Raw genomic sequence first — 24,920 nt, 5'->3', positions numbered from 1 at the left:
AGACAGCATGAATGCCTTAGTGTATATCTTGTTGTTATTGGCCGCTAAGTACTCTCGCAGGGTCAATATTGCTGGCGCGACGCGCCGGATACCAACTTGCCAAAAGACTCAGCAACAATGCTGTCACCAACACATAAATCACATCCAGCCAGTGCAATTCAGATGGCAGGAAGTCAATAAAATAAATATCGCCCGAAAGGAACTGATGGCCGATAAGCGCCTCAATACCATTGATGATCGGTGTGAGCTGCAGAGAAACAACAACACCAATAACCACACCTATCAGACTACCGAACAGACCCGCCAGCAGTCCATACCAGACGAAGATAGCGCGGATCAGCCCGTCTTTCGCCCCCAGCGTTCTTAATACCGCAATATCACCGCTCTTGTCTTTTACCGCCATCACTAACGTTGAAACGATATTGAAACAGGCAACGCCAATCACCAACACCATGGCCAGATACATAATGGCGCGAATCATCTGGATATCGCGATACATATAGCCGTAAGTACCGATCCAGCTCTTAATGTAGACATAGTTGTTGGTCACTTCACCGGCGTCTCTGACCAACTTATTGGCGTTAAAGACATCGTTGACCTTCAGGGCAATCCCGGAAACGCTGGAGCCCATATCCAGATACTGCTGCGCGTCTTCCATTGGGATCATGGCAAAGCTGTGATCGAGCTGACCGCTCAGTTGCAGAATACCGGTAACGTGCAAACGCACACGTTTAGGCTGCTGTAGCTTGTGATCGGCGCTGGCATTGGGGATCATAATCGACACCCAATCCCCCTGCTTCACCTTCAGCGCGTCAGCAATCCCCTTGCCAATAATGACCTGCTGCTCACCCGCTTTGAAATTATCCCAGGCATGGTTTTGCACAAATGACGGTAGCGCACTTAAACGTTGCTCCTGCTTCGGATCCACGCCTTTTACCTGTACGGCACGCAAGTTCGCGCCACTCTCCACCAGCCCGGTGAAATTGATATACGGCGCAGCCGCGACAATACCCGGTACCTTTTGCACGTTGGCCAGCGCGTCCTGCCAGTTATTCCACGGCTGGTTCACCGCTTCTATCTCACCGTGCGGCACGACCGCCAGAATGCGGTTGTTCAGCTCGCGCTCAAAACCGTTCATGGCGCTCAAACCGACAATCAATACCGCCACACCTAATGCAATACCGATGGTGGAGATGACGGAAATCAGCGAAACCATACCGCCGCGCCGCCGACCACGGCTAAAACGTAACCCAATCAATAACGATAAAGGCGAAGCCATTACTCTGCTCCCATCAGGCTCAGTTCGGCCGTCAGGCGACCATCGCGCATTTCAAGCTGGCGGCTCATGCGCTTCGCCAGTTGCAGATCGTGCGTCACAACCAGAAATGCTGTGCCCTGAGAACGGTTCAACTCACCCAGAAGCTCAAAAATACTGTCCGCGTTACGCGCATCAAGGTTACCTGTTGGCTCATCTGCCAACACCAGACGCGGGTTATTCACCAGCGCACGGGCAATCGCAACACGTTGACGCTCGCCGCCTGAGAGTTCGGACGGACGGTGGCTGGCACGGTGATCCAGCCCAACCGCTTTCAGCATGTCACGTGCGCGCTCGGTAATTTCAGCCGGCTTCTTCTTGCCAATCAGTAGCGGCATCGCCACGTTTTCCAGCGCGGTAAAGTCTGGCAACAAATGGTGGAACTGGTAAATAAATCCGAGCTTCTGATTACGCAGTTCCGCTTTCGCCGCTGACGAGAGTTTGCTCATCGGTTGACCGCTAAAAATGACGTCGCCGGAAGTCGGCGTATCCAGCCCGCCGAGCAGATGAAGCAATGTACTTTTGCCGGAGCCTGAGCTGCCGACAATCGCCATCATCTCACCCTCGCCGACGCAAAAACTGACATCGTGCAGAACATCAGTCTGCACCGTGCCTTCCTGATAGCGTTTGCACAGGTTGTCGCATTGCAACAGGATCTTATTCATAACGTAAAGCCTCAGCGGGTTGAGTGGCGGCAGCGCGCCAGGAAGGATAAAGCGTAGACAGCAGTGCGATGGCCATTGCCACCAGTGCAATAACGATCACCTGCAACGGCTCAATAGCGACAGGCAACGCGGCACCGTCCAGCAGCACGCCGATAATCGGCATCAGGTTGTTCAGTTGGCTGGCAAGCAACGCGCCCAGCACGGCCCCCAGCAGCGCGCCGATAATCCCGGCACTGGCCCCCTGAACCATAAACACCATCATTATTTGCCGCGGCGTGAGCCCCTGCGTTTGTAAAATCGCCACTTCCCCTTGCTTCTCCATTACCATCAGACCCAGCGAGGTAATAATATTAAACGCCGCTACCGCCACGATCAGGCTCAGCAACAGCCCCATCATGTTTTTTTCCATTCGCACCGCCTGGAACAGCTCACCTTTACGCTCGCGCCAGTCCTGCCATTTGGTGCCTTGCGGTAACGTTTGTTGACTCAGCGTATCAACGTTGAGCGGTTCATTTAGCCACAGACGCCAGCCGGTGATATTGCCTGCCGGATAACGCATCAGACGTGACGCATCCTGGATGTTGGTCAACATCTGATAACCATCGACTTCACTATTGGCGGCAAAGGTACCAATCACCGTAAACAAACGCTGGCTCGGCAAGCGTCCCATTGGCGTAAACTGGCTGGCAGAAGGCACCATCACGCGAATTTGATCGCCGCGATTCACACCTAACTGTCCGGCAAGCTGCTCACCGAGGATGACATTATACTTACCCGGTTCGAGATCTGTTTGCTTCACATTGACCAGATACGGCGTTAACGGATCTTTTTGCGCCGGGTCGATGCCCAGCATCACCCCGACTGCCACGCTACGCGCACTCTGCAGGACCACATCGCCCGTTGTTAGCGGCGCAACACGGTTGACGCCGTTCAATACCACGGCTTTTTCCGGCAACTGCTGCGGGTTAAGAGAGCCTTGCTCAGCCGAGAGAATAGCCTGAGGCATCAGACCAAGGATGTTATTTTGCAGCTCGCGCTCGAAACCGTTCATCACCGACAATACCGTGACCAGCGCCATTACCCCAAGAGTAATGCCAATGGTAGAGAGCCAGGAAACGAAACGACCGAAGCGATCTGCTGCACGCCCACGCATATAACGCAGGCCAATGAATAGAGCGACAGGTTGGTACATGAAATCCGTCTGGTTGCTGTTAGCAAAGTCACGAGTATATAAGCGAAAGCGGGATGGGTAAATGACTGAACCGTAAGTGTTCGTCAGCATTGTTCTGAAAAGTATAACCAAATCAATTCGCTAAAGTTTCCACTTTTCCCTCATCCGTTGTTCCTGATCTTTATCTTAAAAAAATAAAAAGCAGACGGTTACGCATTACAGCGAAGGAAGGGTTTTGCAGGATGGCAGGCTATCTCACACACTATGGATACGCCACTGCAATGAATAAAAAAGAGTTATGGATTAATCAAATCAAAGGGTTATGTATCTGCCTGGTAGTTATTTACCACTCGGTCATTACCTTTTATCCCCATCTCACCGCCTTTCAGCATCCACTCTCACAGGTGCTAACCAAATGCTGGATCTACCTCAATCTGTATCTGGCACCGTTTCGCATGCCAGTCTTTTTCTTTATTTCGGGCTATCTGATCCGCCGCTACATTGCAAACATCCCGTGGACAACCTGTGTAGACAAACGCATCTGGAGTATTGCCTGGGTGCTGATACTGTGGGGAATCGTGCAATGGCTGGCGTTGACCACGCTCAATAACTGGCTGGCTCCGCAACGTGAGCTGGGCCATGCGGCCAATGCAGCCTATGCCGGTTCACTGGGAGACTTTACATGGGGAATGCTCACAGCCAGCACCAGTCTGTGGTATCTGTATGCGCTGATTGTCTATTTTGTCTTGTGTAAGATCTTCAGCCGCTGGGCATTACCGCTACTGGGACTGTTTGCATTGCTGAGTGTGGCAATCAACTTTTTCCCGACCCCATGGTGGGGGCTAAACAGCGTAATACGTAATTTGCCCTGGTACAGTCTCGGCGCCTGGTTTGGCGCAACGCTGATGACGTGGATCAAAGACGTTCCCCTTCGCCGTCACGCAGTCATCGTAACGGTGAGTACACTGGTGGCTGTCATCGCCTGGCGGGCAAATATTTCGCTATTACTCTCACTGGTTTCCATCGTACTCATCATGAAGTTGTTTTATCAATTTGAACAACGTTTTGGCATGAGTGCATCCAGTCCATTGAGCGTGATAGGTTCCAATACTATCGCCATCTACACCACCCACCGAATTCTGGTGGAACTGATTAGCTTAACGCTACTTCCCAAACTCAATCATACCGTCTGGTCCGCAAACGTAGAGCTGGCCCTGCTACTGATGTACCCGTTCGTCTGCTTACTGTTGTGTACGCTGGTCGGACTAATGGTTCGAAAAATTTCACAAAAAATCGTTGCCGATCTGCTCTTCTCACCGCCGTCTTTCTCCATCGTTTTCCGCTAAACCTTACGCGCTTTTTGCCCCCATTCGGGGGCGAATCAATTTGCTTATGAGAAACGATCACGGATAATAAAGAAACATTGCTTATCAGACGTATATCCAAACGAGATCCTGACAACCGAATGCCTGAACAACATCGTTACACGCTTCCAGCCGGCGCTTCCGATCAGCGCCAGTTGGGTGAACTTACCGGTGCCGCCTGCGCGACGCTGGTCGCAGAAATCGCCGAACACCATCCGGGACCAGTGGCGCTTATCGCGCCAGACATGCAAAATGCCTTGCGTCTGCATGATGAAATTCGTCAGTTTACCGACCAGATGGTGATGAATCTGGCTGACTGGGAAACACTGCCCTATGACAGTTTTTCCCCGCATCAGGAAATTATCTCCTCGCGACTCTCCACGTTGTATCAACTGCCTGCGATGCAACGCGGTGTGCTGATCGTACCGGTCAACACGTTGATGCAGCGCGTCTGCCCGCACAGCTATCTACACGGTCATGCACTGGTGATGAAAAAGGGTCAGCGCCTGTCGCGTGATGCCCTGCGTGAGCAACTGGACAGCGCCGGTTATCGCCATGTTGATCAGGTTATGGAGCACGGTGAATACGCCACACGCGGTGCGTTGTTGGACTTGTTCCCAATGGGCAGTGAACTGCCTTATCGCCTTGATTTCTTTGATGACGAAATCGACAGCCTGCGTCTGTTTGACACCGATACACAACGCACGCTGGAAGAAGTCGACGCCATTAATTTGCTGCCTGCCCACGAATTTCCTACCGATAAAACAGCCATTGAGCTGTTCCGCAGCCAGTGGCGCGATACCTTTGAAGTTAAACGTGACGCCGAGCATATTTACCAGCAGGTCAGTAAAGGCACGTTACCTGCCGGGATTGAATACTGGCAACCGCTGTTTTTCAGTGAACCGCTACCACCGCTGTTCAGCTACTTCCCTGCCAATACGCTGTTAGTGAATACCGGTGATATTGAAACCAGCGCAGAACGTTTCCAGGCAGATACACTGTCACGCTTTGAGAATCGGGGTGTCGATCCGATGCGCCCACTGCTGCCGCCAGAATCGCTGTGGCTACGGGTTGATGAGCTTTTTTCTGAACTTAAACGCTGGCCTCGCGTCCAGCTCAAAACCGAAAGTCTGGCAAACAAAGCGGCAAACACTAATCTGGGATTCCAGAAGCTGCCGGACATCGCCGTACAAGCGCAACAGAAGTCGCCGCTGGATGCGCTGCGTAAATTTCTGGAAACCTTTAACGGTCCGGTCATTTTCTCGGTAGAGAGTGAAGGCCGCCGTGAAGCACTCGGCGAACTTCTGGCTCGCATCAAAGTTGCGCCAAAACGTATTTTACGCCTTGATGAAGCCGCCGACAGCGGTCGTTATCTGATGATTGGTGCGGCAGAACATGGTTTCATTGATACCAAACGCAACCTGGCACTGATTTGCGAAAGCGATCTCCTTGGTGAGCGCGTGGCACGCCGCCGCCAGGATTCCCGCCGCACGATTAACCCGGATACATTGATCCGAAACCTCGCTGAGCTGCATCCGGGGCAGCCCGTCGTGCACCTTGAGCACGGCGTGGGTCGCTATGCCGGCATGACCACACTGGAAGCGGGCGGCATTACGGGCGAATACCTGATGCTCACCTATGCCAACGACGCCAAATTGTATGTACCGGTGTCATCGTTGCATTTGATAAGCCGCTATGCCGGAGGTGCGGAAGAGAATGCCCCGCTGCATAAACTTGGCGGAGATGCCTGGTCGCGCGCCAGGCAGAAAGCCGCCGAGAAGGTGCGTGACGTCGCGGCGGAGTTGCTGGATATTTACGCCCAGCGTGCGGCAAAAGAAGGTTTTGCCTTTAAGCACGACCGCGAGCAGTATCAGCTGTTTTGTGACAGCTTCCCGTTTGAAACCACGCCCGATCAGGCGCAGGCCATCAACGCGGTACTAAGCGATATGTGCCAACCGCTGGCAATGGACCGTCTGGTGTGTGGTGACGTCGGCTTCGGTAAAACCGAAGTGGCGATGCGCGCCGCATTCCTCGCCGTCGAGAACCACAAACAGGTGGCCGTTTTAGTGCCGACTACCCTGCTCGCTCAGCAGCATTTCGACAACTTCCGTGACCGCTTTGCCAACTGGCCCGTGCGCATTGAGATGCTGTCCCGTTTTCGTAGCGCCAAAGAGCAAGCGCAGATTCTGGAGCAGGTTGCCGAAGGTAAAATCGATATTCTCATCGGCACGCACAAACTGCTGCAAAGCGATGTGAAACTCAAAGATTTGGGTCTGCTGATTGTTGATGAAGAGCACCGCTTCGGTGTCCGTCACAAAGAGCGTATTAAAGCGATGCGCGCCGATGTCGATATTCTGACGCTGACCGCAACCCCTATCCCGCGTACGCTCAATATGGCGATGAGCGGCATGCGCGATCTGTCAATTATCGCCACACCGCCAGCGCGTCGTTTGGCCGTCAAAACCTTTGTGCGCGAGTATGACAATCTGGTGGTGCGCGAAGCTATCCTGCGTGAAGTGCTACGCGGCGGGCAGGTCTACTACCTGTTCAACGATGTTGAAAACATCCAGAAAACCGCTGACAGGCTGGCAGAGCTGGTACCGGAAGCACGTATCGGGATTGGACACGGGCAAATGCGCGAACGCGAGCTGGAACGTGTGATGAACGATTTCCACCATCAGCGCTTCAACGTGCTGGTGTGTACCACCATCATCGAAACCGGGATCGACATTCCAACCGCTAACACCATTATTATCGAGCGCGCTGACCATTTCGGGTTGGCACAATTGCACCAGCTACGCGGCCGCGTGGGACGTTCACATCATCAGGCCTATGCCTGGCTGTTGACGCCGCATCCGAAAGCGATGACCACCGATGCACAAAAACGCCTTGAGGCAATTGCCTCACTGGAAGATTTGGGTGCAGGTTTTGCGCTGGCCACTCACGACCTCGAGATCCGCGGCGCGGGAGAACTTTTGGGTGAAGATCAGAGCGGTTCGATGGAAACCATCGGCTTCTCACTGTACATGGAACTGCTGGAAAATGCGGTTGATGCGCTAAAAGAGGGACGCGAACCGTCGCTCGAAGATCTCACCAACCAGCAAACTGAAGTCGAGCTGCGGATGCCTTCGTTACTGCCAGATGACTACATTCCCGATGTGAATACGCGACTGTCGTTCTACAAGCGTATTGCCAGTGCGAAAGGCGAAAACGAGCTGGAAGAGATTAAAGTTGAACTGATTGACCGTTTTGGTTTGTTGCCTGACCCGGCCCGTACGCTGCTGGATATTGCCCGTTTGCGCCAGCAAGCGCAAAAACTGGGTATCAGAAAGCTGGAAGGCAATGAAAAAGGCGGGACGATTGAGTTTGCCGAGAAGAACCACGTCAACCCGGTGTGGCTGATTGGCTTACTACAAAAGCAACCCCAACACTTCCGTCTGGATGGCCCAACCCGGCTGAAGTTCATGCAAGATTTGAGCGAGCGTAAAACCCGTATCGACTGGGTACGTCAATTTATGCGTCAACTTGAAGAAAACGCCATAGCGTAGCGTTCCGGCCGGGTGAGCGCGGTGCTTACCCGGCCGATGAATTTACAAACTCTTTGCACTTCCCTGCACTTCCCGACACAGCAAACCGCCATAATTCCTGTTTACTTTTACATTATAAAAACCACGTAAAAACAATGGATTTATGGTGATGTTAAACAATAAACAACTCTCTCGCTGGCTAACGCTTTTTACGCTCGCGGCGACCGTCGCGTTAGCGCTTCCGGCTAAAGCGAATACCTGGCCGCTCCCGCCGCCAGGCAGTAAACTGGTGGGTGAAAATGCCACTCACGTTGTCGAAAACAACGGCGGATCGCTGGAAGCCATTGCGAAAAAATACAACGTCGGCTTTTTAGCGCTGCTGCAGGCTAACCCCGGCGTCGATCCATACGTACCTCGCCCGGGCAGTGTTTTAACCATCCCATTGCAAACTCTGCTGCCGGATGCCCCACGCGAAGGGATTGTCATTAACCTCGCCGAACTGCGTCTTTACTATTACCAGCCAGGGACAAAATCGGTGACCGTGTATCCCATTGGCATTGGCCAGTTAGGCGGCGACACCCTGACCCCAACAATGGTCACCACCATCTCTGATAAGCGTGCCAACCCGACCTGGACACCAACGGCGAATATCCGCGCACGGTATAAAGCCAATGGTATCGACCTCCCTGCTGTAGTACCTGCCGGGCCAGATAACCCGATGGGGCATCATGCTATCCGCTTAGCGGCTTACGGCGGTGTGTATTTGCTGCATGGGACCAACGCGGATTTTGGCATCGGTATGCGTGTCAGTTCTGGGTGTATTCGCCTGCGTGACGGTGATATTGAAACCTTATTCCGTCAGGTTACGCCGGGAACCAAAGTGAACATCATCAACACGCCGATTAAAGCCTCCGTTGAACCTAACGGTATGCGCCTGGTTGAAGTACACCAACCGCTGTCAGAAAAGATTAATGACGACCCGCAGTTACTGCCAATCGTGTTGAATTCATCAATGCAGAGCTTTAAAAATGCGGCACAGACAGACGCCGCTGTAATGGAGCATGCAATGGAGCTACGCTCAGGCATGCCGGTAGACGTGACACGCCACCGCGATGTTCCCGCACAAACGCTGTAAATTCAGGTCATAAAAAAACCCCTGCCGGTTTGTTCCCGCGGGGGTTTTTTATTGAATTCGCAGTGGCATGCGAGGGTTTACAACTTATTTGTAGATAACTGCAGTCCCGTGAAGGGTGTTAGGACCGGTAACAGAAGTAATACGGAATGACTTCGCACCCATTTCATCGGCTTTCTGTGCCAGTTGATCTTCCAGAGAACCTAAGTTAGTCCCGGCGTTGGCAGAGATAATACCGACTTTCTGTTGGCCTGCAGGTGTAGCCTGAACTTCAACAGCGGCAAAGCTTGCAAATGAAAGTGAGCTCAGGACAGCAGCGACAAAAAGAGTTTTTACGTTTTTCATGATAGTGACCTTTAGCAGATGAATGTATGCCGTAAGTGATTAACTTAACGATCGATAGGTAAATCATAGATGTGATCCAGGTCACACGTCAACATTTTTTTATAACGATTGTTATTTAAAACATAAAGGCCTTATTTTTCATATCAATAGCATTGAATTATTTTTATCGTGAATGCACTGGAGTGTCTGCACGATTATTTTTATAATGGTTATTCAATAAACCCAACCAGGTACAACGGCACCATGACAACTGAAACGACAAGTTGTGCAAAAAAAAGCCGTGGCCGACCAAAAGTGTTCGACAGGGAAGCCGCGCTTGATAAGGCCATGACACTCTTCTGGCAGCACGGATATGAAGCGACATCGCTCGCCGATCTCGTAGAAGCAACCGGGGCAAAAGCGCCTACGCTGTATGCAGAATTTACCAATAAGGAAGGACTGTTTCGTGCCGTGCTGGACCGCTATATCAGTCGCTTCGCGGCAAAACACGAAGCCCAACTGTTTTGTGAAGAAAAAAGCCTCGAATCCGCACTTGAGGACTATTTCACCGCAATAGCGACCTGCTTCACCAGCAAAGACACGCCCGCGGGATGTTTTATGATTAACACATCCGCTACGCTGGCCGCCTCCTCCCGGGACATTGCGCACACGGTTAAATCCCGTCACGCCATGCAGGAGCAGACGCTGGCTCAGTTTCTGCATCAACGACAGGAACATGGTGAAATACCGGCACACTGCGATGTACAAAAGTTGGCTGAGTATCTGAACTGTATTTTGCAGGGTATGTCGATCAGCGCCCGCGAAGGAGCCACATTCGAAAAACTGATGCAGATCGCGCACACCACGTTACGATTGTGGCCTGAACTGATTAAAGATTAACCTTCTCCACACTCCCCACGTCTTACTGTCATCACCGGGATCTTACGCCGTTCCCGGTGATAACGGCACTTCTTAACCCCTACATTCTTTATTGTTTTCATTGGGTTAATGCATTTCTTTTGTAAAATACATTGATAACGTCAATCATTATCAGCAATATTCGCATTTGTTTTAATGCCCATTTCATAATGTAACGATCGGTTTCTATCGCCGTAAAAATAAAAACAGACCAACAAATTTTATAAGGAATACAAATGAATAAGCATCTCTGGGTGCTCAATCCTCTGTTACTGTCTTTAACCCTACCGGCAATGGCAGCAGAAGAAGAAGATCTCATCGTCAGCGCCAACCGTAGTCAACGTACCGTGTCTCAAATGGCACAAACTACATGGGTTATCGAAGGTAGAGAGATTGAACAGCAGGTTCAGGGGGGGAAAGAGTTTAAGGATGTTCTTGCTCAGTTGATCCCCGGAATCGACGTCAGCAGCCAGGGACGGACCAACTACGGGATGAACATGCGTGGTCGCGCCATCGTTGTGCTTATTGACGGTGTTCGTCTCAACTCTTCCCGCACTGACAGCCGTCAGCTCGACTCCATTGATCCGTTTAATATTGCACACATTGAAGTCATCTCCGGGGCAACATCGCTGTACGGCGGCGGAAGTACCGGTGGTTTGATCAACATCGTCACCAAAAAAGGTCAGCCTGAGCGTGAAGTTGAACTCGAGCTGGGCAGCAAAAGCGGATTCAACAACAGTAACGATCATGACGAACGGGTTGCCGCCGCAGTTAGCGGAGGAACCGACCGCGCATCCGGACGCATGTCTGTCGCTTATCAACGATTTGGTGGTTGGTATGATGCCAACCACGATGCCTTAATGCTCGATAATACCCAAACCGGGCTGCAGCATTCCGATCGCCTGGACCTGATGGGTACCGGGACGATTGAGCTTGATGACGACCGCCAGCTGCAGCTGGTTACGCAGTACTACAAAAGTCAGGGCGATGACGACTACGGACTGGATCTCGGCAAGAACATGTCCGCCGTGACGGGAACCGGTAACGCGAATACCAGCAGTGGTCTCAATTCCGACCGAATCCCCGGCACGGAACGGCATCTGATCAGTCTGCAATATTCCGATGCTAATTTCTTCGGTCAGAATCTGGTCAGCCAGATCTATTACCGTGACGAATCACTCAAATTCTATCCTTTCCCTACGCTGAGCAAAGGTAAGGTCACCAGTTTCTCCGCATCACAACAGGATACTGACCAGTTTGGTGCCAAAATCACCCTCAACAGCCAGCTGATGGAAAACTGGGAACTGACATGGGGGATCGACGCCGATCACGAAACATTCGATTCCAATCAAGAATTCTTCGATCTGGCTTATTCTCTCCCCTCCGGCGGTATGGATAACCGAACGGCCTACACCACCGGGCGCTATCCCGGTTACAGCATCACCAACTTTGCGCCTTTTCTGCAAAACAGCTACGACATTAATGACATCTTTACGCTCAGCGGCGGTATCCGCTACCAGTGGACTGAAAACCGCGTTGATGATTTTGTCGGCTATACGCAGCAGCAAGGCATCGCCACGGGCCTGGCGAACTCTGCTGATAGTATCCCGGGTGGCAAAGCAGATTATGATAACTTCCTGTTTAACGCGGGCATCCTCGCACACCTGACCGACCGCCAGCAGACCTGGTTCAACTTCTCTCAAGGTGTGGAACTTCCCGACCCCGGAAAATACTACGGCAACGGTACCTACTCGCTGGTTGGCGATCATTATCAGCTCCAGCGCAGCGTTAACGTAGCGGATTCACGCCTGGAAGGCATTAAAGTTAACTCTTACGAACTGGGGTGGCGCTACACCGGCGATAATCTGCGTACACAGCTCGCCGCTTACTATTCCACGTCTGATAAATCGATCGTCGTTAACCGCGACGATATGACCATTAACGTAAAGCCCGACGATCGCCGGATTTATGGCCTTGAAGGCGCGGTGGATTATTTCATTGCTGATACGGACTGGAGTCTGGGAAGTAACTTCAACATCATTAAATCGGAAGTGAAGCAAAACGGTAAATGGCAAAAATGGGATGTCACTCTGGCTTCGCCATCTAAAGCCACCGCATGGGTTGGCTGGGCACCGGAACCGTGGTCGCTGCGTGTACAGAGTCAGCAGACATTTGACCTAAGCGACGCCAGCGGCAACAAGCTGGATGGGTACAATACGATGGACTTTATCGGCAGCTATCAGCTCCCGCTGGGTAAACTGACCTTTAGCGTTGAGAACCTGCTGAATGAAGAGTACACCACCCTCTGGGACAGCGTGCACCGTTACTCTACAGCCCGACCTATGGCAGTCCATCCTTGTATGAATACAAAGGCCGGGGTCGCACCTTTGGTTTGAACTATGCCTTAACCTTCTAATAAAAAAAGCCCCCCAGCCTGAGCGATGGGGGGCTAATGTTCAGGATAACGCTATTTTACGCCTTGTTATTCAGAACCAACTGGCCGTTGTTATCCAGCGGAATTTGCGTACCGGGATCTTTATCCATACGGATTTTGCCCTGCTGATCGCCAATTTTATACGTGACGTCGTAGCCCAGCATTTTTTCTGATTTGTCATACACTGTTTTACAACGTTGTTGTGTTGTCGTGTACGTATCGTTTTCCTGCATTGAACCCTGAATCTGGTTACCTGCATAACCGCCACCTAACGCACCAGCAACGGTCGCAATGTCTTTTCCGCGTCCACCACCAAACTGATGACCAATTACGCCCCCGGCAACCGCACCCAGCACGGAACCGGCAATACGGTTTTCATCCTGTACAGGTTTACGGTGAGTAACCGTCACGTTACGACACTCCTGGCGCGGTGTTTTTACCGTTTCTTTAATCGGTGTTGCAGAGACGACTTGTGCAAACTGTGGGCCACGCTCAAAAACGTTTAGACTGGCCACCGCTGCCACACCCAGCGCAGCAGCTACGCCAATCCCTATACCCGCCAACATTGATTTATTCACGGGACTTCCTCCTTTTTTGCTATTAGCAACAACTTTGCAACAGAAGGTAAATAATGCCAATCAGATTACGGATGAAAATCGCGGGGATAAGGGGGAAAGCAGCATGATTCAGAGAACTCTGAAAGAAAGTGCCGGATGAACCTTTCCATCCGGCATTACAAGCCAGTATTAGTGCAGTTTAAGACGCGGACGAATCACACGGTTGATGCTGCCAACCAACATCATCAGGCCGGTTTTGAAGTAACCGTGCAGCGCAATCTGGTGCATACGGTACAGTGAAATGTAGACAAAGCGCGCAATACGCCCTTCCACCATCATTGAGCCACGCGTCAGGTTCCCCATCAGGCTACCCACAGTAGAGAAGTTGGAGAGAGAAACCAGAGAACCGTGATCTTTATACTGATACGCTTTCAGCGGTTTACCGTTCATCTGTGCCAGAATGTTGTTCATCGCGCAGGATGCCATCTGGTGCGCAGCCTGGGCACGCGGCGGCACAAAACCCCCTTCCGGACGCGCACAGGAAGCACAGTCACCAATCGCATAGATGTCCGGATCACGCGACGTCTGCAGGGTCGGTTCAACCACCAACTGGTTGATACGGTTGGTTTCAAGACCACCAATTTCTTTCATAAAGTCTGGCGCTTTGATACCTGCTGCCCACACCATCAGATCGGCTTTGATGTACTCGCCATCTTTGGTATGCAACCCACCTTCGTCAGCGCTGGTTACCATCGTCTGAGTCAGTACACGTACGCCCAGTTTAGTTAACTCGTTATGCGCAGCACTGGAGATCCGTGGCGGCAACGCTGGCAGAATACGTTCCCCGGCTTCCACCAGTGTGACGTTCAGCGCTTCGTTGGTCAGCCCTTTATAACCATAGCTGTGCAACTGTTTTACCGCATTGTGCAGCTCAGCGGAGAGTTCTACCCCCGTTGCACCACCACCGACGATGGCAATATTGACTTTGCCGTTCGCGCCCAGATTTGCGGAATACTTCAGGAACAGATTCAGCATTTCCTGGTGGAAGCGACGCGCCTGGTGCGGGTTATCGAGGAAAATACAGTTTTCTTTGACGCCTGGCGTGTTGAAATCGTTGGACGTACTGCCCAGCGCCATCACCAGCGTGTCATACGGCACTTTACGCTCGGGGACCAGCAGATCGCCCTTCTCATCTCGCAGCTCAGCAATCGTGATAGTCTTCGCTTCACGATCGATATCCATCACCGACCCCAACTGGAACTGGAACCCGTGGTTACGGGCATGCGCCAAATAGCTCAGCGCATCAACACCTTCATCCAGCGATCCTGTTGCCACTTCGTGCAGCAACGGTTTCCACAGGTGGCTGTGGTTTCTGTCTACCAGCGTGATTTTTGCCTTTTTCTTACGACCCAGTTTTTTACCCAACTGCGTCGCCATTTCCAGTCCGCCAGCACCGCCGCCGACAATCACGATCCTTTTCAATGGTGTAGTCAACGTGACCCCCTCAAATTTATTAACCAATTGTTAATTAAAAGTTATGCGCATAGCCTTTAATTAACAACAAGTTACGACAATGAAAATGTTCTTCGAGACTGAGAATAACACGAACGGTGCATTGGTCATACCAAAATTGATATGTATCAAGTTTTGATGCTGAAAAGATAGACAACGCAAACTTTTAGGACAAAAAAACCAGCCCGAAGGCTGGTTTTTTAAACGTTCATTGGAGATTAACCCAGCGTCTTGAACGCTTTGATTCGCTGCAAATGCGGGGAGATGTTTTTGAATTTATGGGTTTGTTCTTCATCCCATACAATTTCATAGTAATGATGCAGTTCCTCCGACGAACGCTGGCTGTTCAGGGCTTCATCATGGCGTGACAGAATAACCAGGCAGCGATCGCGATTCTTCTCGCGGAAGTTGGTCACACATTTTGTAGCGATATCAGCATACTCTTCCGGCCTGTCGATTTTCCCTTCCATATTCTCATACGGAAACAGGTTAGGGTTAAACACCACCTGACGAATATCACACAGGAAACCAATCCGCTCAGCCCAATACCCTCCCAACCCAACGCCGCAAATCAATGGTCGATCATCCACATTAAGCTGCAACATTTTGTCCACTTCTTTCAGCAGATGCTGCATATCATGTTTAGGATGCCGCGTACTGTAGCTAATCAGCCTGACATCCGGGTCAATGAATTGCAGTTGCAATACTTTCTCGTGGTTGCCCGGACTGTTAGAGTCAAAACCGTGTAAATAGATAATCATCGCATCCTCGCCAAACTTGCGTTAATGACCTGCTTTCTCTTCCTGCCAACGCTCATGAAGCTGGTTGAGCTGGGCGCTTACTGTCTTCCAGCGAGCCGAGTCCATCAGTTCCTGACGTGAAAATGAACCTTTATGATACAAACGTGTAACACGTTCTGCATTGATCGGCGACAGATTATCTAAAACACTGACCGCACCCTTACGATTATTGCAGACCAGGATCATATCGCAACCTGCATCCAGTGATGCCTGCCCGCGCTCTGCGTAGCTCCCCATAATTGCTGCGCCTTCCATCGACAAATCGTCGGAGAAAATCACGCCATCGAAACCGAGCTCCTGGCGAAGCACTGTTTTCAGCCAGTGGGGTGAGCCGCTCGCGGGTCGCGGGTCTACATCACTGTAAATAACGTGCGCCGGCATAATTGCATCCAGTTTGTTTTCAGTGATTAACGTCTGGAATACCGACATATCTTTCGCACGGATCTCGGCTTCCGGACGCGGATCGGTTGGCGTTTCTTTATGCGAATCCGCCGTCACTGCACCATGTCCTGGGAAGTGTTTACCGGTCGTTTTCATTCCAGCCGCATGCATGCCATCAATAAAGCGGGTTGCCATCGCCAACGCTTTCGCGGGTTCGGCATGATAAGAACGTTCACCAATCGCAGCACTGATATGTCCCACATCCAGAACGGGCGCAAAGCTAATATCAATATCCATTGCGATCATTTCACTGGCCATCAGCCATCCAGCTTCCTGAGCCAGTTTGCCCCCCTCTTCCAGCCCATGCAGTGCAGCAAAAGATTGCGCCGCAGGCAGACGGGTAAAACCTTCACGAAAGCGCTGGACGCGTCCCCCTTCCTGATCCACTGCCACTACCAGATGATTGCGCGACGCGGCACGGATCTGGCGAACCAGTTCACGTAGCTGTTCCGGGTCATGATAATTTCGGGTAAAGAGGATTAACCCGCCTACCAGTGGATGCGCCAGAATCTCACGCTCTTCAGCGTCCAGCTCATACCCTTCGACATCCAACATTACTGGGCCCACACTGCTCTCCTTATCCTTTTATTGTTAGCTGCCGCCAGGTTTCATCGGCCAGCCTGATAAATTGCCGATCGCCGGTTTGTTGCCAGCGATACTCAAACCATCCCACCTTCAGCATCATCACCCACAGCTGCCAACGTCTGACCTGCCGCCACAGGGCATCGGGTTCAATATGCGCATGTTTGGCATAGGCATCGACCAACTGTCGGTGCTGGGATTCATCCGCGGCCCACACTGCCGCGAGTTCAAGAGCAATATCACCGTCTCCGGCGTATTCCCAGTCGATTAACCGCAGTCCCGACGCCGTGCGTACAATATTGTCGCCGTGAACATCCATATGCAATGGTCCCAAACGTAAGGGATGCGGCTCACCTTTGGTTCTTAGTCGCTTTAGCAGTTGCAACCAGCGCGGCGTTCGGCGCGCCGGATCGCTACACTGCCAGTACTGTTCGAGCAGTGGCAACAGGTTGATTCGCCAGCCCAGACGGGGTTGCTGATGCAAATAATACAGCAAGCCTGCGAGTTCGTCGGCTTCCGGTAATCTGGATTCTACCTTACCGTAAAAAAAATCGACTGCCATCCATCCCCGTGTATAAAAACGGGGTCTGGGGGCAAGATTCTCAGGCAGATGTTTTAACGCGTGATACTGACGTAGAAAATGCGATTCTGGCGCGTAAGGATCGTGATGACAGCGCAGCACTAAACGGTGGGCTTGATGTTCGATGATGCAGCTCCCGCCGCTCAAACCGCTTTGGCTGGAGACGACGGGATGATACTGCGGGAAATAGCGCGACAGAACTTCATCGCGCGTCAGTCTGTTATTGTTGCTGAACGGCACCTTTACCTGACCAGATTATCTCGCCAGTTTGTACCAGCATTAATTGCATTTGCAGAGCAGGTGAATTGACGTTACCAGAAGCGCTGGAATAGAGCACATACTGAGCGCCAACGTTACGGGCAATACCAATCGCTTTGCTGCGTGTTCCCAGGCTGTCGTTCGGCGACAGACCTAACTGCTGCTTGGCTACTGCCAACTGCTGCGCAGAAACCAGGGTAAATTTACCATTATTCGCCAGTGCATTTCGCAAAGTCTCGGTGGCTTCACCCGCGTTTAACGAGCCGTTGGTACGGTTATTTACGCTATCAACCAGCAATACGCCCCCAGCTTTCACACCCTCAGCCTGCAGCATTTTGCCGACCATCGGCTGCATTGCCCCGTTCCAGTCATAATGACGCTGACGTGGAGTTGGCTGCGCCGTTTGGTCCTCGTGTTCAATCGGCCCCGGCTGCTGCGGTATGGTTGGCACCGTTGGTACAACCGGAACTGGCTGTTGCGGTTGTACGGGTTGTTCCGGCACCGGCTTCACTTCCTCTACTGGCGCTGGCTCACGTTGAACCACACAACCAGAGAGAAACATCGCCAGCGCGGCAATCAATGCGTAGCGATTCATTTTGATCTTCAAGATTCACCCCTTACAAATAAAGATAAAGCCTAACCTTGTGCGCCCCCAGATAATTGGCGCTGCCGTACAGCGTTACCGACGAACGAGCCGGAATAGTGATGCTGCGTGGCGCTTCCAGAGGGTGCATCTCCAGCCCTCTGGCGTCATACCAGTAAAACCGATAATGAACGGTGACAGGTTCTTGTCTTTCGTTATAGAGTCGTGAGGATGCAGAGGCCTGAATATCAGACGTTGTTAACTCAGGCGGCTCTGCGGTGATACCCGCCGCCAGTATTGTTGATTCCATCACCAGAGACTGTTCATCACTGACCGGAATTTCCGGGTGTGAACGGCAGCCAGCCAGCAACAGCAGACCCAACGTAAGCGCAATGCATCCTCTGGTCATTATTAAAGACCTTTATGCGCGAGCATTGGACCAAGCGCACGTCCACCCAGCAGATGCATATGAATGTGATACACCTCCTGACCGCCGTGACGGTTGGTATTCATAATCAAACGGTATCCATCTTCGGCAATGCCTTCCTGCTCAGCGATTTTCGCCGCCACTGTGATCATTCGTCCCAGCGCCTGCTCATGCTCTGCCGTCACATCGTTGACGGTTGGGATTAAAACGTTAGGGATGATCAGAATATGCGTTGGTGCCTGAGGTGAAATATCACGAAACGCAGTGACCAGCTCATCCTGGTATACGATGTCCGACGGAATTTCACGACGAATAATTTTGCTGAATATAGTTTCTTCTGCCACGACGTTTTCCTTTTTCATTAAGAGCCCATGCGTTGTGTCATGCTACGCCGGGTGACTCTGCGAGTATAGAGTATGAGCGAGTTACTCACGCTCTTTCAACTTTAACCCTCGATTTTTTAAGCAAAAAGCCCTGCCAGTGCTGTTCTTATAACCATTTCCCGGCGCTATGGCTCAGACATAGTACTGAAACAATATTTCATTTATGCGTAGCATTTGTTTACACATTGAATGTGAATGCGTATATTTCGCATTTGCATTCTCATGCAAGAAAAATAATTAACAGCCAAAGGGTTCATTACGCACTCACGTGATTCGAACTTAATATTAATAATTATCAAGGACTTTCCGATGTCTTTCACAACACACTATAGGGACGAACAGCATCGTTCTGCCATTGTCCCATCCCTCCTGACTGCCTGCATCGCGGCTGCGTTATTGCCTTGTACCAGCCTCGCCGCCTCCGCAGAAGAGACGGTGATCGTTGATGGTTCAGCCTCCGCCACATCCAGTGATGAGCAGGATTACAGCGTTAAATCGACATCCGCAGGCACAAAAATGCAGATGACACAGCGAGATATCCCGCAATCCGTCAGCATCGTCAGCCAACAGCGTATGGAAGATCAGCAGCTCCAGACACTGGGCGATGTGATGGACAATACACTGGGGATCAACAAAAGCCAGGCGGACTCTGACCGCAGCAGCTATTTCTCTCGCGGATTCCAGATCGATAACTACATGGTCGATGGGATCCCGACCTATTTTGAATCCCGTTGGAATCTCGGCGATGCCCTTTCTGACACGGCTTTGTTTGAACGTGTAGAAGTGGTTCGTGGTGCAAACGGGTTAATGACCGGCACGGGGAATCCTTCGGCATCGATTAACATGATCCGTAAACATGCAACCAGCCGCGAGTTCACGGGGAATGTCTCCGCGGAATACGGCAGTTGGAATAAGCAACGCTATGTGACGGATTTGCAAAGCCCATTGACGGCAGACGGCAACGTGCGCGCTCGCATCGTGGCAGGTTATCAAAATAACGATTCCTGGCTTGACCGCTACAACAATGAAAAAATGTTTTTCTCGGGGATTGTCGATGCCGATCTGGGCGACACCACCAGCCTGTCGGCAGGTTACGAATACCAGCGTATTGATATCAACAGTCCAACCTGGGGCGGCTTGCCACGCTGGAATACCGATGGCAGCAAAAACAGCTACGACCGCTCGCGCAGCACCTCGCCGGACTGGACCTACAATGACAAGGACATCAACAAGGTCTTCGTGACACTCAAACAGCGTTTCGCGGATACCTGGCAAACAACCCTGAATGCCACACACTCCGAGGTCAAGTTCGACAGCAAGATGATGTACGTCGACGCTTACGTTAATAAAGCTGACGGCACACTGATTGGTCCCTATGGCAACTATGGACCGGGCTATGATTACGTTGGTGGAACAGGCTGGAACAGCGGAAAACGTAAAGTCGATGCCGTCGATCTCTTTGCCGATGGTGGCTACGACCTGTTTGGTCGTCAGCATAACCTGATGCTGGGCGGCAGTTACAGCAAGCAAAATAACCGTTATGAAAGCTCGTGGGCAAATGTATTCCCTAACGAAATAGGTAGCTTCTATACCTACGACGGTAACTTCCCGGAAACCAACTGGAATCCACAATCGCTGGCCCAGGACGATACCACGCACATGAAATCGCTGTATGCCGCGACACGCATTTCGCTGGCCGACCCATTGCATTTGATCGTCGGCGCGCGTTATACCAACTGGCGTATCGATACCCTGACCTACAGCATGGAACAAAACCACACTACGCCCTATGCGGGTCTGGTTTATGACATCGATGATAACTGGTCCACTTACGCCAGCTATACCTCTATCTTCCAGCCGCAAAACAAACGCGACAGTTCCGGTAAATATCTCGCCCCGATTACCGGCAACAACTACGAGGTTGGTCTGAAATCAGACTGGATGAACAGCCGTTTAACCACAACCCTCGCTGTATTCCGCATTGAGCAGGATAACGTGGCGCAATCAACCGGCGTACCAATCGCCGGTAGCAATGGCGACACCGCCTATAAAGCGATGGATGGAACGGTCAGCAAAGGCGTTGAATTCGAAGTAAACGGTGCGATCACGGATAACTGGCAGATGACTTTCGGTGCAACGCGGTACGTTGCGGATGACAACGAAGGCAATGCCGTCAATCCGAACCTGCCGCGTACTACGGTAAAATTGTTCACCCGTTATAACCTGCCTGCCCTGCCGGCACTGACCGTGGGGGGTGGAGTTAACTGGCAGAATCGCGTGTATAGCGATACCGTGACGCCATACGGCACGTTCCGTGCAGAACAGGGAAGCTACGCGCTGGTGGATTTATTCACTCGCTACCAGGTAACGAAGAACTTCGCCATCCAGGGCAACATCAACAACCTGTTCGATAAAACCTACGATACCAATGTCGAAGGCTCTATCGTCTATGGTGAGCCGCGTAACGTCAGCCTCACCGCCAGCTACCAGTTCTGATAATACCCAGTCTGTAAAGTATCCACCTGCATGTCAGGTGGATTTACCGAAAAGCTAAAAAGCAAAAAGCCCGCTCAAGTTTCCTTAAGCAGGCTTCTTAAATATGGCTCCTCTGACTGGACTCGAACCAGTGACATACGGATTAACAGTCCGCCGTTCTACCGACTGAACTACAGAGGAATCGTTGTGGAGGCTTATCTTAGCGGCGAAAAAACTTTTGTCAAACCCCAATTCCTACATTGGGGATCAATTGATGCTTCTCTCGACAGTTTGTTGCATTTACAGACATTTTAAATGGAAAAAACTTTGCAGCTTTTTTGATTCTCCCTCATCATTTGAAATGAGGTTTCAACTTTCTTCATTAAGGTCCACTTTGAACGTCTCCGCAGCCTTACGCCAGGTCGCATCCCGCACGCCCTGGTATGCCAAACGCAAGCGTTATAAAGTTCTCTTTTGGCGCGAAATTACCCCGCTTGCTGTCCCCATTTTTCTGGAAAACACCTGTGTACTCTTGATGGGAGTACTGAGCACCTTCCTGGTGAGTTGGTTGGGTAAAGAAGCGATGGCAGGCGTCGGGCTTGCCGATAGTTTCAACATGGTCATCATGGCATTTTTCGCCGCCATCGACCTTGGCACGACGGTGGTGGTTGCTTTTAGTCTCGGAAAGCGCGATCGCCGACGCGCCAGAGCCGCAGCCAGACAATCACTGGTGATCATGACGATATTTGCTGTCGTACTGGCGGCGGTGATTCACTATTTCGGTAAGCAGATTATTGATGTCGTTGCAGGAGAAGCCACCCCTGATGTAAAAGCGCTGGCGCTAACCTATCTGGAATTAACCGTGCTTAGCTACCCTGCTGCGGCAATCGCGTTAATTGGCAGCGGAGCACTGCGCGGTGCCGGGAATACCAAAATACCGTTATTGATTAACGGTGGTATGAATATCCTGAACATTATCATCAGTAGCATCCTGATTTACGGAATTTTTTCCTGGCAAGGGCTGGGATTCATCGGCGCAGGTCTGGGGTTGACGATTTCACGTTACATTGGTGCCATCGCCATTGTATGGGTGCTGATGATTGGATTTAACCCCGCGCTGCGCATTCCCCTGAAGAGCTATTTTAAACCGCTGAATCTTGCCATCATCTGGGAGGTCATGGGGATTGGTATTCCTGCCAGTATAGAGTCCGTCCTGTTTAACGGTGGCAAGTTACTTACGCAGATGTTTGTTTCAGGTATGGGTACCAGCGTCATTGCCGGTAACTTCATTGCCTTTTCGATAGCGGCACTGATCAACCTGCCGGGAAACGCTTTAGGTTCCGCGTCTACCATCATTACCGGCAGACGTCTGGGAAATGGACAGATTGCTCAAGCGGAAATCCAGCTGCGGCATGTATTCTGGCTCTCCACAATCGGATTAACCGCCATCGCCTGGCTAACCGCCCCGTTTGCTGGCGTGATGGCTTCGTTTTATACCCACGATCAGGATGTAAAAGAGGTCATTGTCATCCTGATTTGGCTGAACGCGGCATTTATGCCGATATGGGCAGCATCATGGGTTCTTCCTGCTGGATTTAAAGGTGCACGTGACGCCCGTTTCGCTATGTGGGTCTCCATGTTGGGGATGTGGGGCTGTCGTGTTGTCGCCGGCTACACCCTCGGGATCGTATTAGGATGGGGTGTCGTAGGCGTCTGGATGGGGATGTTCTTCGACTGGGCAGTACGGGCCGCGTTATTTTACTGGCGCATGGTCACAGGCCGTTGGCTGTGGAAATACCCACGTCCTGAACGTGAAAAGTGTATAAAACAACCGTCTGCGTCTGAATAAGCGACGAAATGAAGAATATTTCAGCAAACGATCGCAAATATCCATTCAGGCTTTGACAACGCAGACAGGCATCGCTAATATTCGCCCCGTTCACACGATTCCTCTGTAGTTCAGTCGGTAGAACGGCGGACTGTTAATCCGTATGTCACTGGTTCGAGTCCAGTCAGAGGAGCCAATTTCTTGTTTTCATGCCTCTTTGCGAATTCTTATGTGATTCAGATTCAATAAGTTAGCGTGAAAAATCTTCCCGATGCGTTTTCAGTTTTCCCTCTGCATCGGGAAAAATTGGTGGTCAGATTTGGGGTCAGGTTGGTTCGATAATGGAGTGACCCCCATATGTCTCTCAACGACACGAAAATCCGCAGTTTCAAGCCTTCTGATAAACCTTTCAAAATCTCCGATTCACACGGTTTGTATCTTTTGATCAATCCAGGCGGTTCACGTCTCTGGTATCTCAAGTACCGTATCAACGGTAAAGAATCCCGTCTTGGTTTAGGCGCTTATCCCCATGTATCCCTGTCTGGCGCACGACAACAGCGCGACGGTATCCGCAAGCTGCTGGCGCAGAATATTAACCCTGCCCAACAACGTATCGCCGAAAGGGCAGCTCGCTCGCCGGAAAAAGTCTTTGAGACCGTGGCACTGGGCTGGCATAAAAATAATAAGAAGTGGTCGCAGAATACTGCAGACCGCCTGCTTGCCAGCATGAGAAATCATATCTTTCCGGTAATTGGTCATCTGCCGGTAACAGAACTGAAACCCCGTCATTTCATCGATCTGCTGAAAGATATCGAGGCGAAAGGTCTGCTGGAAGTCGCGTCCCGCACGAGGCAGCATCTCTGTAACGTCATGCGCTATGCCGTGCATCAGGGGTTAATAGAAAACAACCCGGCGGCGAATCTGGATGGCGTGACAGCCCCACCCGTTACGCGCCACTACCCAGCCCTGCCACTGGAGCGTCTGCCGGAACTGCTGGAACGCATTGATGACTATCAGCAGGGACGGGAATTAACCCGTCTGGCCGTTCTGCTGACGCTTCACCTGTTTATCCGCTCCAGTGAACTGCGTTTTGCCCGATGGTCAGAGATTGATTTCAGAAACCGAATCTGGACCATTCCCGCCACCCGCGAAGCTCTTCCTGGTGTTCGCTACTCCGGACGGGGAGCAAAAATGCGTACGCCACATATCGTACCGTTGTCCCGGCAGGCCATCGCCATTTTAGAGCAGATTAAAGCAATTTCCGGCCACCAGGAGCTGGTGTTTCCCGGTGACCATAATCCGTATAAGCCAATGTGTGAAAATACAGTCAACAAAGCGCTGCGTTTGATGGGGTATAGTACGAAAAATGATATCTGCGGCCATGGCTTTCGGACAATGGCCTGTAGTGCCCTGATGGAATCCGGTTTGTGGTCACAGGATGCAGTGGAGCGACAAATGAGCCATCAGGAGCGCAACGGAGTACGTGCGGCTTATATCCATAAAGCAGAGCATCTGTATGCCCGGAAAGCTATGATGCAATGGTGGTCGGATTATCTGCATACATGCAAAAACACATATGTCCCGCCTTATCGTTGGGAAAAGAATAAGGATAGTTAAATTCAACAACCGATAAAACGCCGGGTA

The 24,920-nt window shown here is 51.4% G+C and carries 20 protein-coding genes, 2 tRNA genes and 1 pseudogene; 10 read left to right on the top strand and 13 right to left on the bottom strand.

Going from position 1 to position 24,920, the window contains the following annotated elements:
- Positions 1-34: 34 nt before the first annotated feature.
- From lolE to lolC, 3 genes are read right to left on the bottom strand one after another with little or no spacing between them, the layout of a single operon-like run.
- Positions 35-1,279 (bottom strand): lipoprotein-releasing ABC transporter permease subunit LolE, encoded by a 1,245-nt coding sequence (gene lolE, locus QMN38_RS01300; protein ID WP_271448921.1) that lies wholly within the window; start codon positions 1,277-1,279, stop codon positions 35-37.
- The gene (gene lolD, locus QMN38_RS01295) at positions 1,279-1,980 is read right to left on the bottom strand and encodes a lipoprotein-releasing ABC transporter ATP-binding protein LolD (RefSeq protein WP_003832278.1); all 702 of its coding nucleotides are present in this window, start codon (positions 1,978-1,980) and stop codon (positions 1,279-1,281) included. Before lolD ends, lolE begins: the two co-directional genes overlap by 1 nt.
- Positions 1,973-3,172, bottom strand: coding sequence for a lipoprotein-releasing ABC transporter permease subunit LolC (gene lolC / locus QMN38_RS01290; protein ID WP_323604317.1), 1,200 nt, complete (start codon positions 3,170-3,172; stop codon positions 1,973-1,975). Before lolC ends, lolD begins: the two co-directional genes overlap by 8 nt.
- Positions 3,173-3,432: 260 nt before the next feature.
- Between lolC and QMN38_RS01285 the strand changes: the two genes are divergently transcribed.
- The 3 genes from QMN38_RS01285 (at position 3,433) to ldtC (ending at position 9,177) form a co-directional block, all read left to right on the top strand.
- Complete coding sequence (locus tag QMN38_RS01285) at positions 3,433-4,497, top strand: acyltransferase family protein (RefSeq protein WP_323604574.1); 1,065 nt, start codon at positions 3,433-3,435, stop codon at positions 4,495-4,497.
- A gap of 119 nt (positions 4,498-4,616) precedes the next feature.
- Positions 4,617-8,063, top strand: coding sequence for a transcription-repair coupling factor (gene mfd / locus QMN38_RS01280; RefSeq protein ID WP_323604316.1), 3,447 nt, complete (start codon positions 4,617-4,619; stop codon positions 8,061-8,063).
- 148 nt (positions 8,064-8,211) lie between these two features.
- Complete coding sequence (gene ldtC / locus QMN38_RS01275) at positions 8,212-9,177, top strand: L,D-transpeptidase LdtC (RefSeq protein WP_323604315.1); 966 nt, start codon at positions 8,212-8,214, stop codon at positions 9,175-9,177.
- A gap of 84 nt (positions 9,178-9,261) precedes the next feature.
- On the opposite strand, the gene bhsA is transcribed toward ldtC, so the two are convergent.
- Entirely contained in the window at positions 9,262-9,519 is a 258-nt protein-coding gene (gene bhsA, locus QMN38_RS01270) for a multiple stress resistance protein BhsA (RefSeq protein WP_040231961.1), read from the bottom strand.
- Positions 9,520-9,762: 243 nt separating this feature from the next.
- Between bhsA and comR the strand changes: the two genes are divergently transcribed.
- A complete protein-coding gene (gene comR, locus QMN38_RS01265; RefSeq protein ID WP_271448924.1) occupies positions 9,763-10,398 on the top strand; it encodes a TetR family copper-responsive transcriptional repressor ComR in 636 nt (211 codons plus the stop codon).
- A gap of 254 nt (positions 10,399-10,652) precedes the next feature.
- A pseudogene (locus tag QMN38_RS01260) lies at positions 10,653-12,832 on the top strand (TonB-dependent siderophore receptor).
- Positions 12,833-12,888: 56 nt separating this feature from the next.
- Here QMN38_RS01260 and QMN38_RS01255 read toward each other — a convergent pair.
- From QMN38_RS01255 to hinT, 8 genes are all read right to left on the bottom strand, one after another.
- A complete protein-coding gene (locus QMN38_RS01255; protein WP_048211960.1) occupies positions 12,889-13,428 on the bottom strand; it encodes a glycine zipper 2TM domain-containing protein in 540 nt (179 codons plus the stop codon).
- 168 nt (positions 13,429-13,596) lie between these two features.
- Positions 13,597-14,901, bottom strand: a complete 1,305-nt coding sequence (gene ndh, locus QMN38_RS01250) for an NADH-quinone dehydrogenase (RefSeq protein WP_048211961.1) — start codon at positions 14,899-14,901, stop codon at positions 13,597-13,599.
- Positions 14,902-15,137: 236 nt separating this feature from the next.
- Positions 15,138-15,680 carry an alpha/beta hydrolase YcfP gene (ycfP, locus tag QMN38_RS01245; protein WP_061067733.1) on the bottom strand — a complete coding sequence of 181 codons (543 nt, stop codon included), beginning with the start codon at positions 15,678-15,680 and terminating at the stop codon, positions 15,138-15,140.
- A 21-nt stretch (positions 15,681-15,701) separates the two neighbouring features.
- Positions 15,702-16,727: a beta-N-acetylhexosaminidase gene (nagZ, locus tag QMN38_RS01240; RefSeq protein WP_137382957.1), complete on the bottom strand. Its 1,026-nt coding sequence runs from the start codon at positions 16,725-16,727 to the stop codon at positions 15,702-15,704.
- A 10-nt stretch (positions 16,728-16,737) separates the two neighbouring features.
- Positions 16,738-17,562 carry a thiamine kinase gene (thiK, locus tag QMN38_RS01235; RefSeq protein WP_323604314.1) on the bottom strand — a complete coding sequence of 275 codons (825 nt, stop codon included), beginning with the start codon at positions 17,560-17,562 and terminating at the stop codon, positions 16,738-16,740.
- Positions 17,543-18,175 carry a penicillin-binding protein activator LpoB gene (gene lpoB, locus QMN38_RS01230; RefSeq protein WP_202039715.1) on the bottom strand — a complete coding sequence of 211 codons (633 nt, stop codon included), beginning with the start codon at positions 18,173-18,175 and terminating at the stop codon, positions 17,543-17,545. Before lpoB ends, thiK begins: the two co-directional genes overlap by 20 nt.
- 22 nt (positions 18,176-18,197) lie before the next feature.
- Complete coding sequence (locus QMN38_RS01225; protein ID WP_137382959.1) at positions 18,198-18,572, bottom strand: YcfL family putative periplasmic lipoprotein; 375 nt, start codon at positions 18,570-18,572, stop codon at positions 18,198-18,200.
- Between the two features lie 2 nt (positions 18,573-18,574).
- Positions 18,575-18,934 (bottom strand): purine nucleoside phosphoramidase, encoded by a 360-nt coding sequence (hinT, locus tag QMN38_RS01220; RefSeq protein ID WP_005121105.1) that lies wholly within the window; start codon positions 18,932-18,934, stop codon positions 18,575-18,577.
- A gap of 348 nt (positions 18,935-19,282) precedes the next feature.
- Between hinT and fhuE the strand changes: the two genes are divergently transcribed.
- Complete coding sequence (gene fhuE / locus QMN38_RS01215; RefSeq protein WP_323604313.1) at positions 19,283-21,469, top strand: ferric-rhodotorulic acid/ferric-coprogen receptor FhuE; 2,187 nt, start codon at positions 19,283-19,285, stop codon at positions 21,467-21,469.
- A gap of 104 nt (positions 21,470-21,573) precedes the next feature.
- Here fhuE and QMN38_RS01210 read toward each other — a convergent pair.
- A tRNA-Asn gene (locus QMN38_RS01210) sits at positions 21,574-21,649 on the bottom strand.
- Between the two features lie 6 nt (positions 21,650-21,655).
- On the opposite strand from QMN38_RS01210, the gene QMN38_RS26935 reads away from it, so the two are divergent.
- From QMN38_RS26935 to QMN38_RS01195, 4 genes are all read left to right on the top strand, one after another.
- Positions 21,656-21,763, top strand: coding sequence for a DUF5951 family protein (locus tag QMN38_RS26935; RefSeq protein WP_353655416.1), 108 nt, complete (start codon positions 21,656-21,658; stop codon positions 21,761-21,763).
- A gap of 46 nt (positions 21,764-21,809) precedes the next feature.
- The gene (locus tag QMN38_RS01205; protein WP_323604312.1) at positions 21,810-23,297 is read left to right on the top strand and encodes an EmmdR/YeeO family multidrug/toxin efflux MATE transporter; all 1,488 of its coding nucleotides are present in this window, start codon (positions 21,810-21,812) and stop codon (positions 23,295-23,297) included.
- A gap of 99 nt (positions 23,298-23,396) precedes the next feature.
- Positions 23,397-23,472 (top strand) — tRNA-Asn (locus tag QMN38_RS01200).
- A gap of 161 nt (positions 23,473-23,633) precedes the next feature.
- On the top strand, positions 23,634-24,893 hold the full coding sequence (locus QMN38_RS01195; protein ID WP_323604311.1) for a tyrosine-type recombinase/integrase: 1,260 nt from the start codon (positions 23,634-23,636) through the stop codon (positions 24,891-24,893).
- The last annotated feature ends 27 nt before the right edge of the window (positions 24,894-24,920 follow it).

Origin of the sequence: Citrobacter sp. R-1.5.2 (assembly GCF_035064245.1) — a bacterium.
Classification (GTDB): domain Bacteria; phylum Pseudomonadota; class Gammaproteobacteria; order Enterobacterales; family Enterobacteriaceae; genus Citrobacter.
The sequence above is the reverse complement of the archived record's forward strand: the minus strand, read 5'-3'. Positions and strand labels throughout refer to the sequence as shown.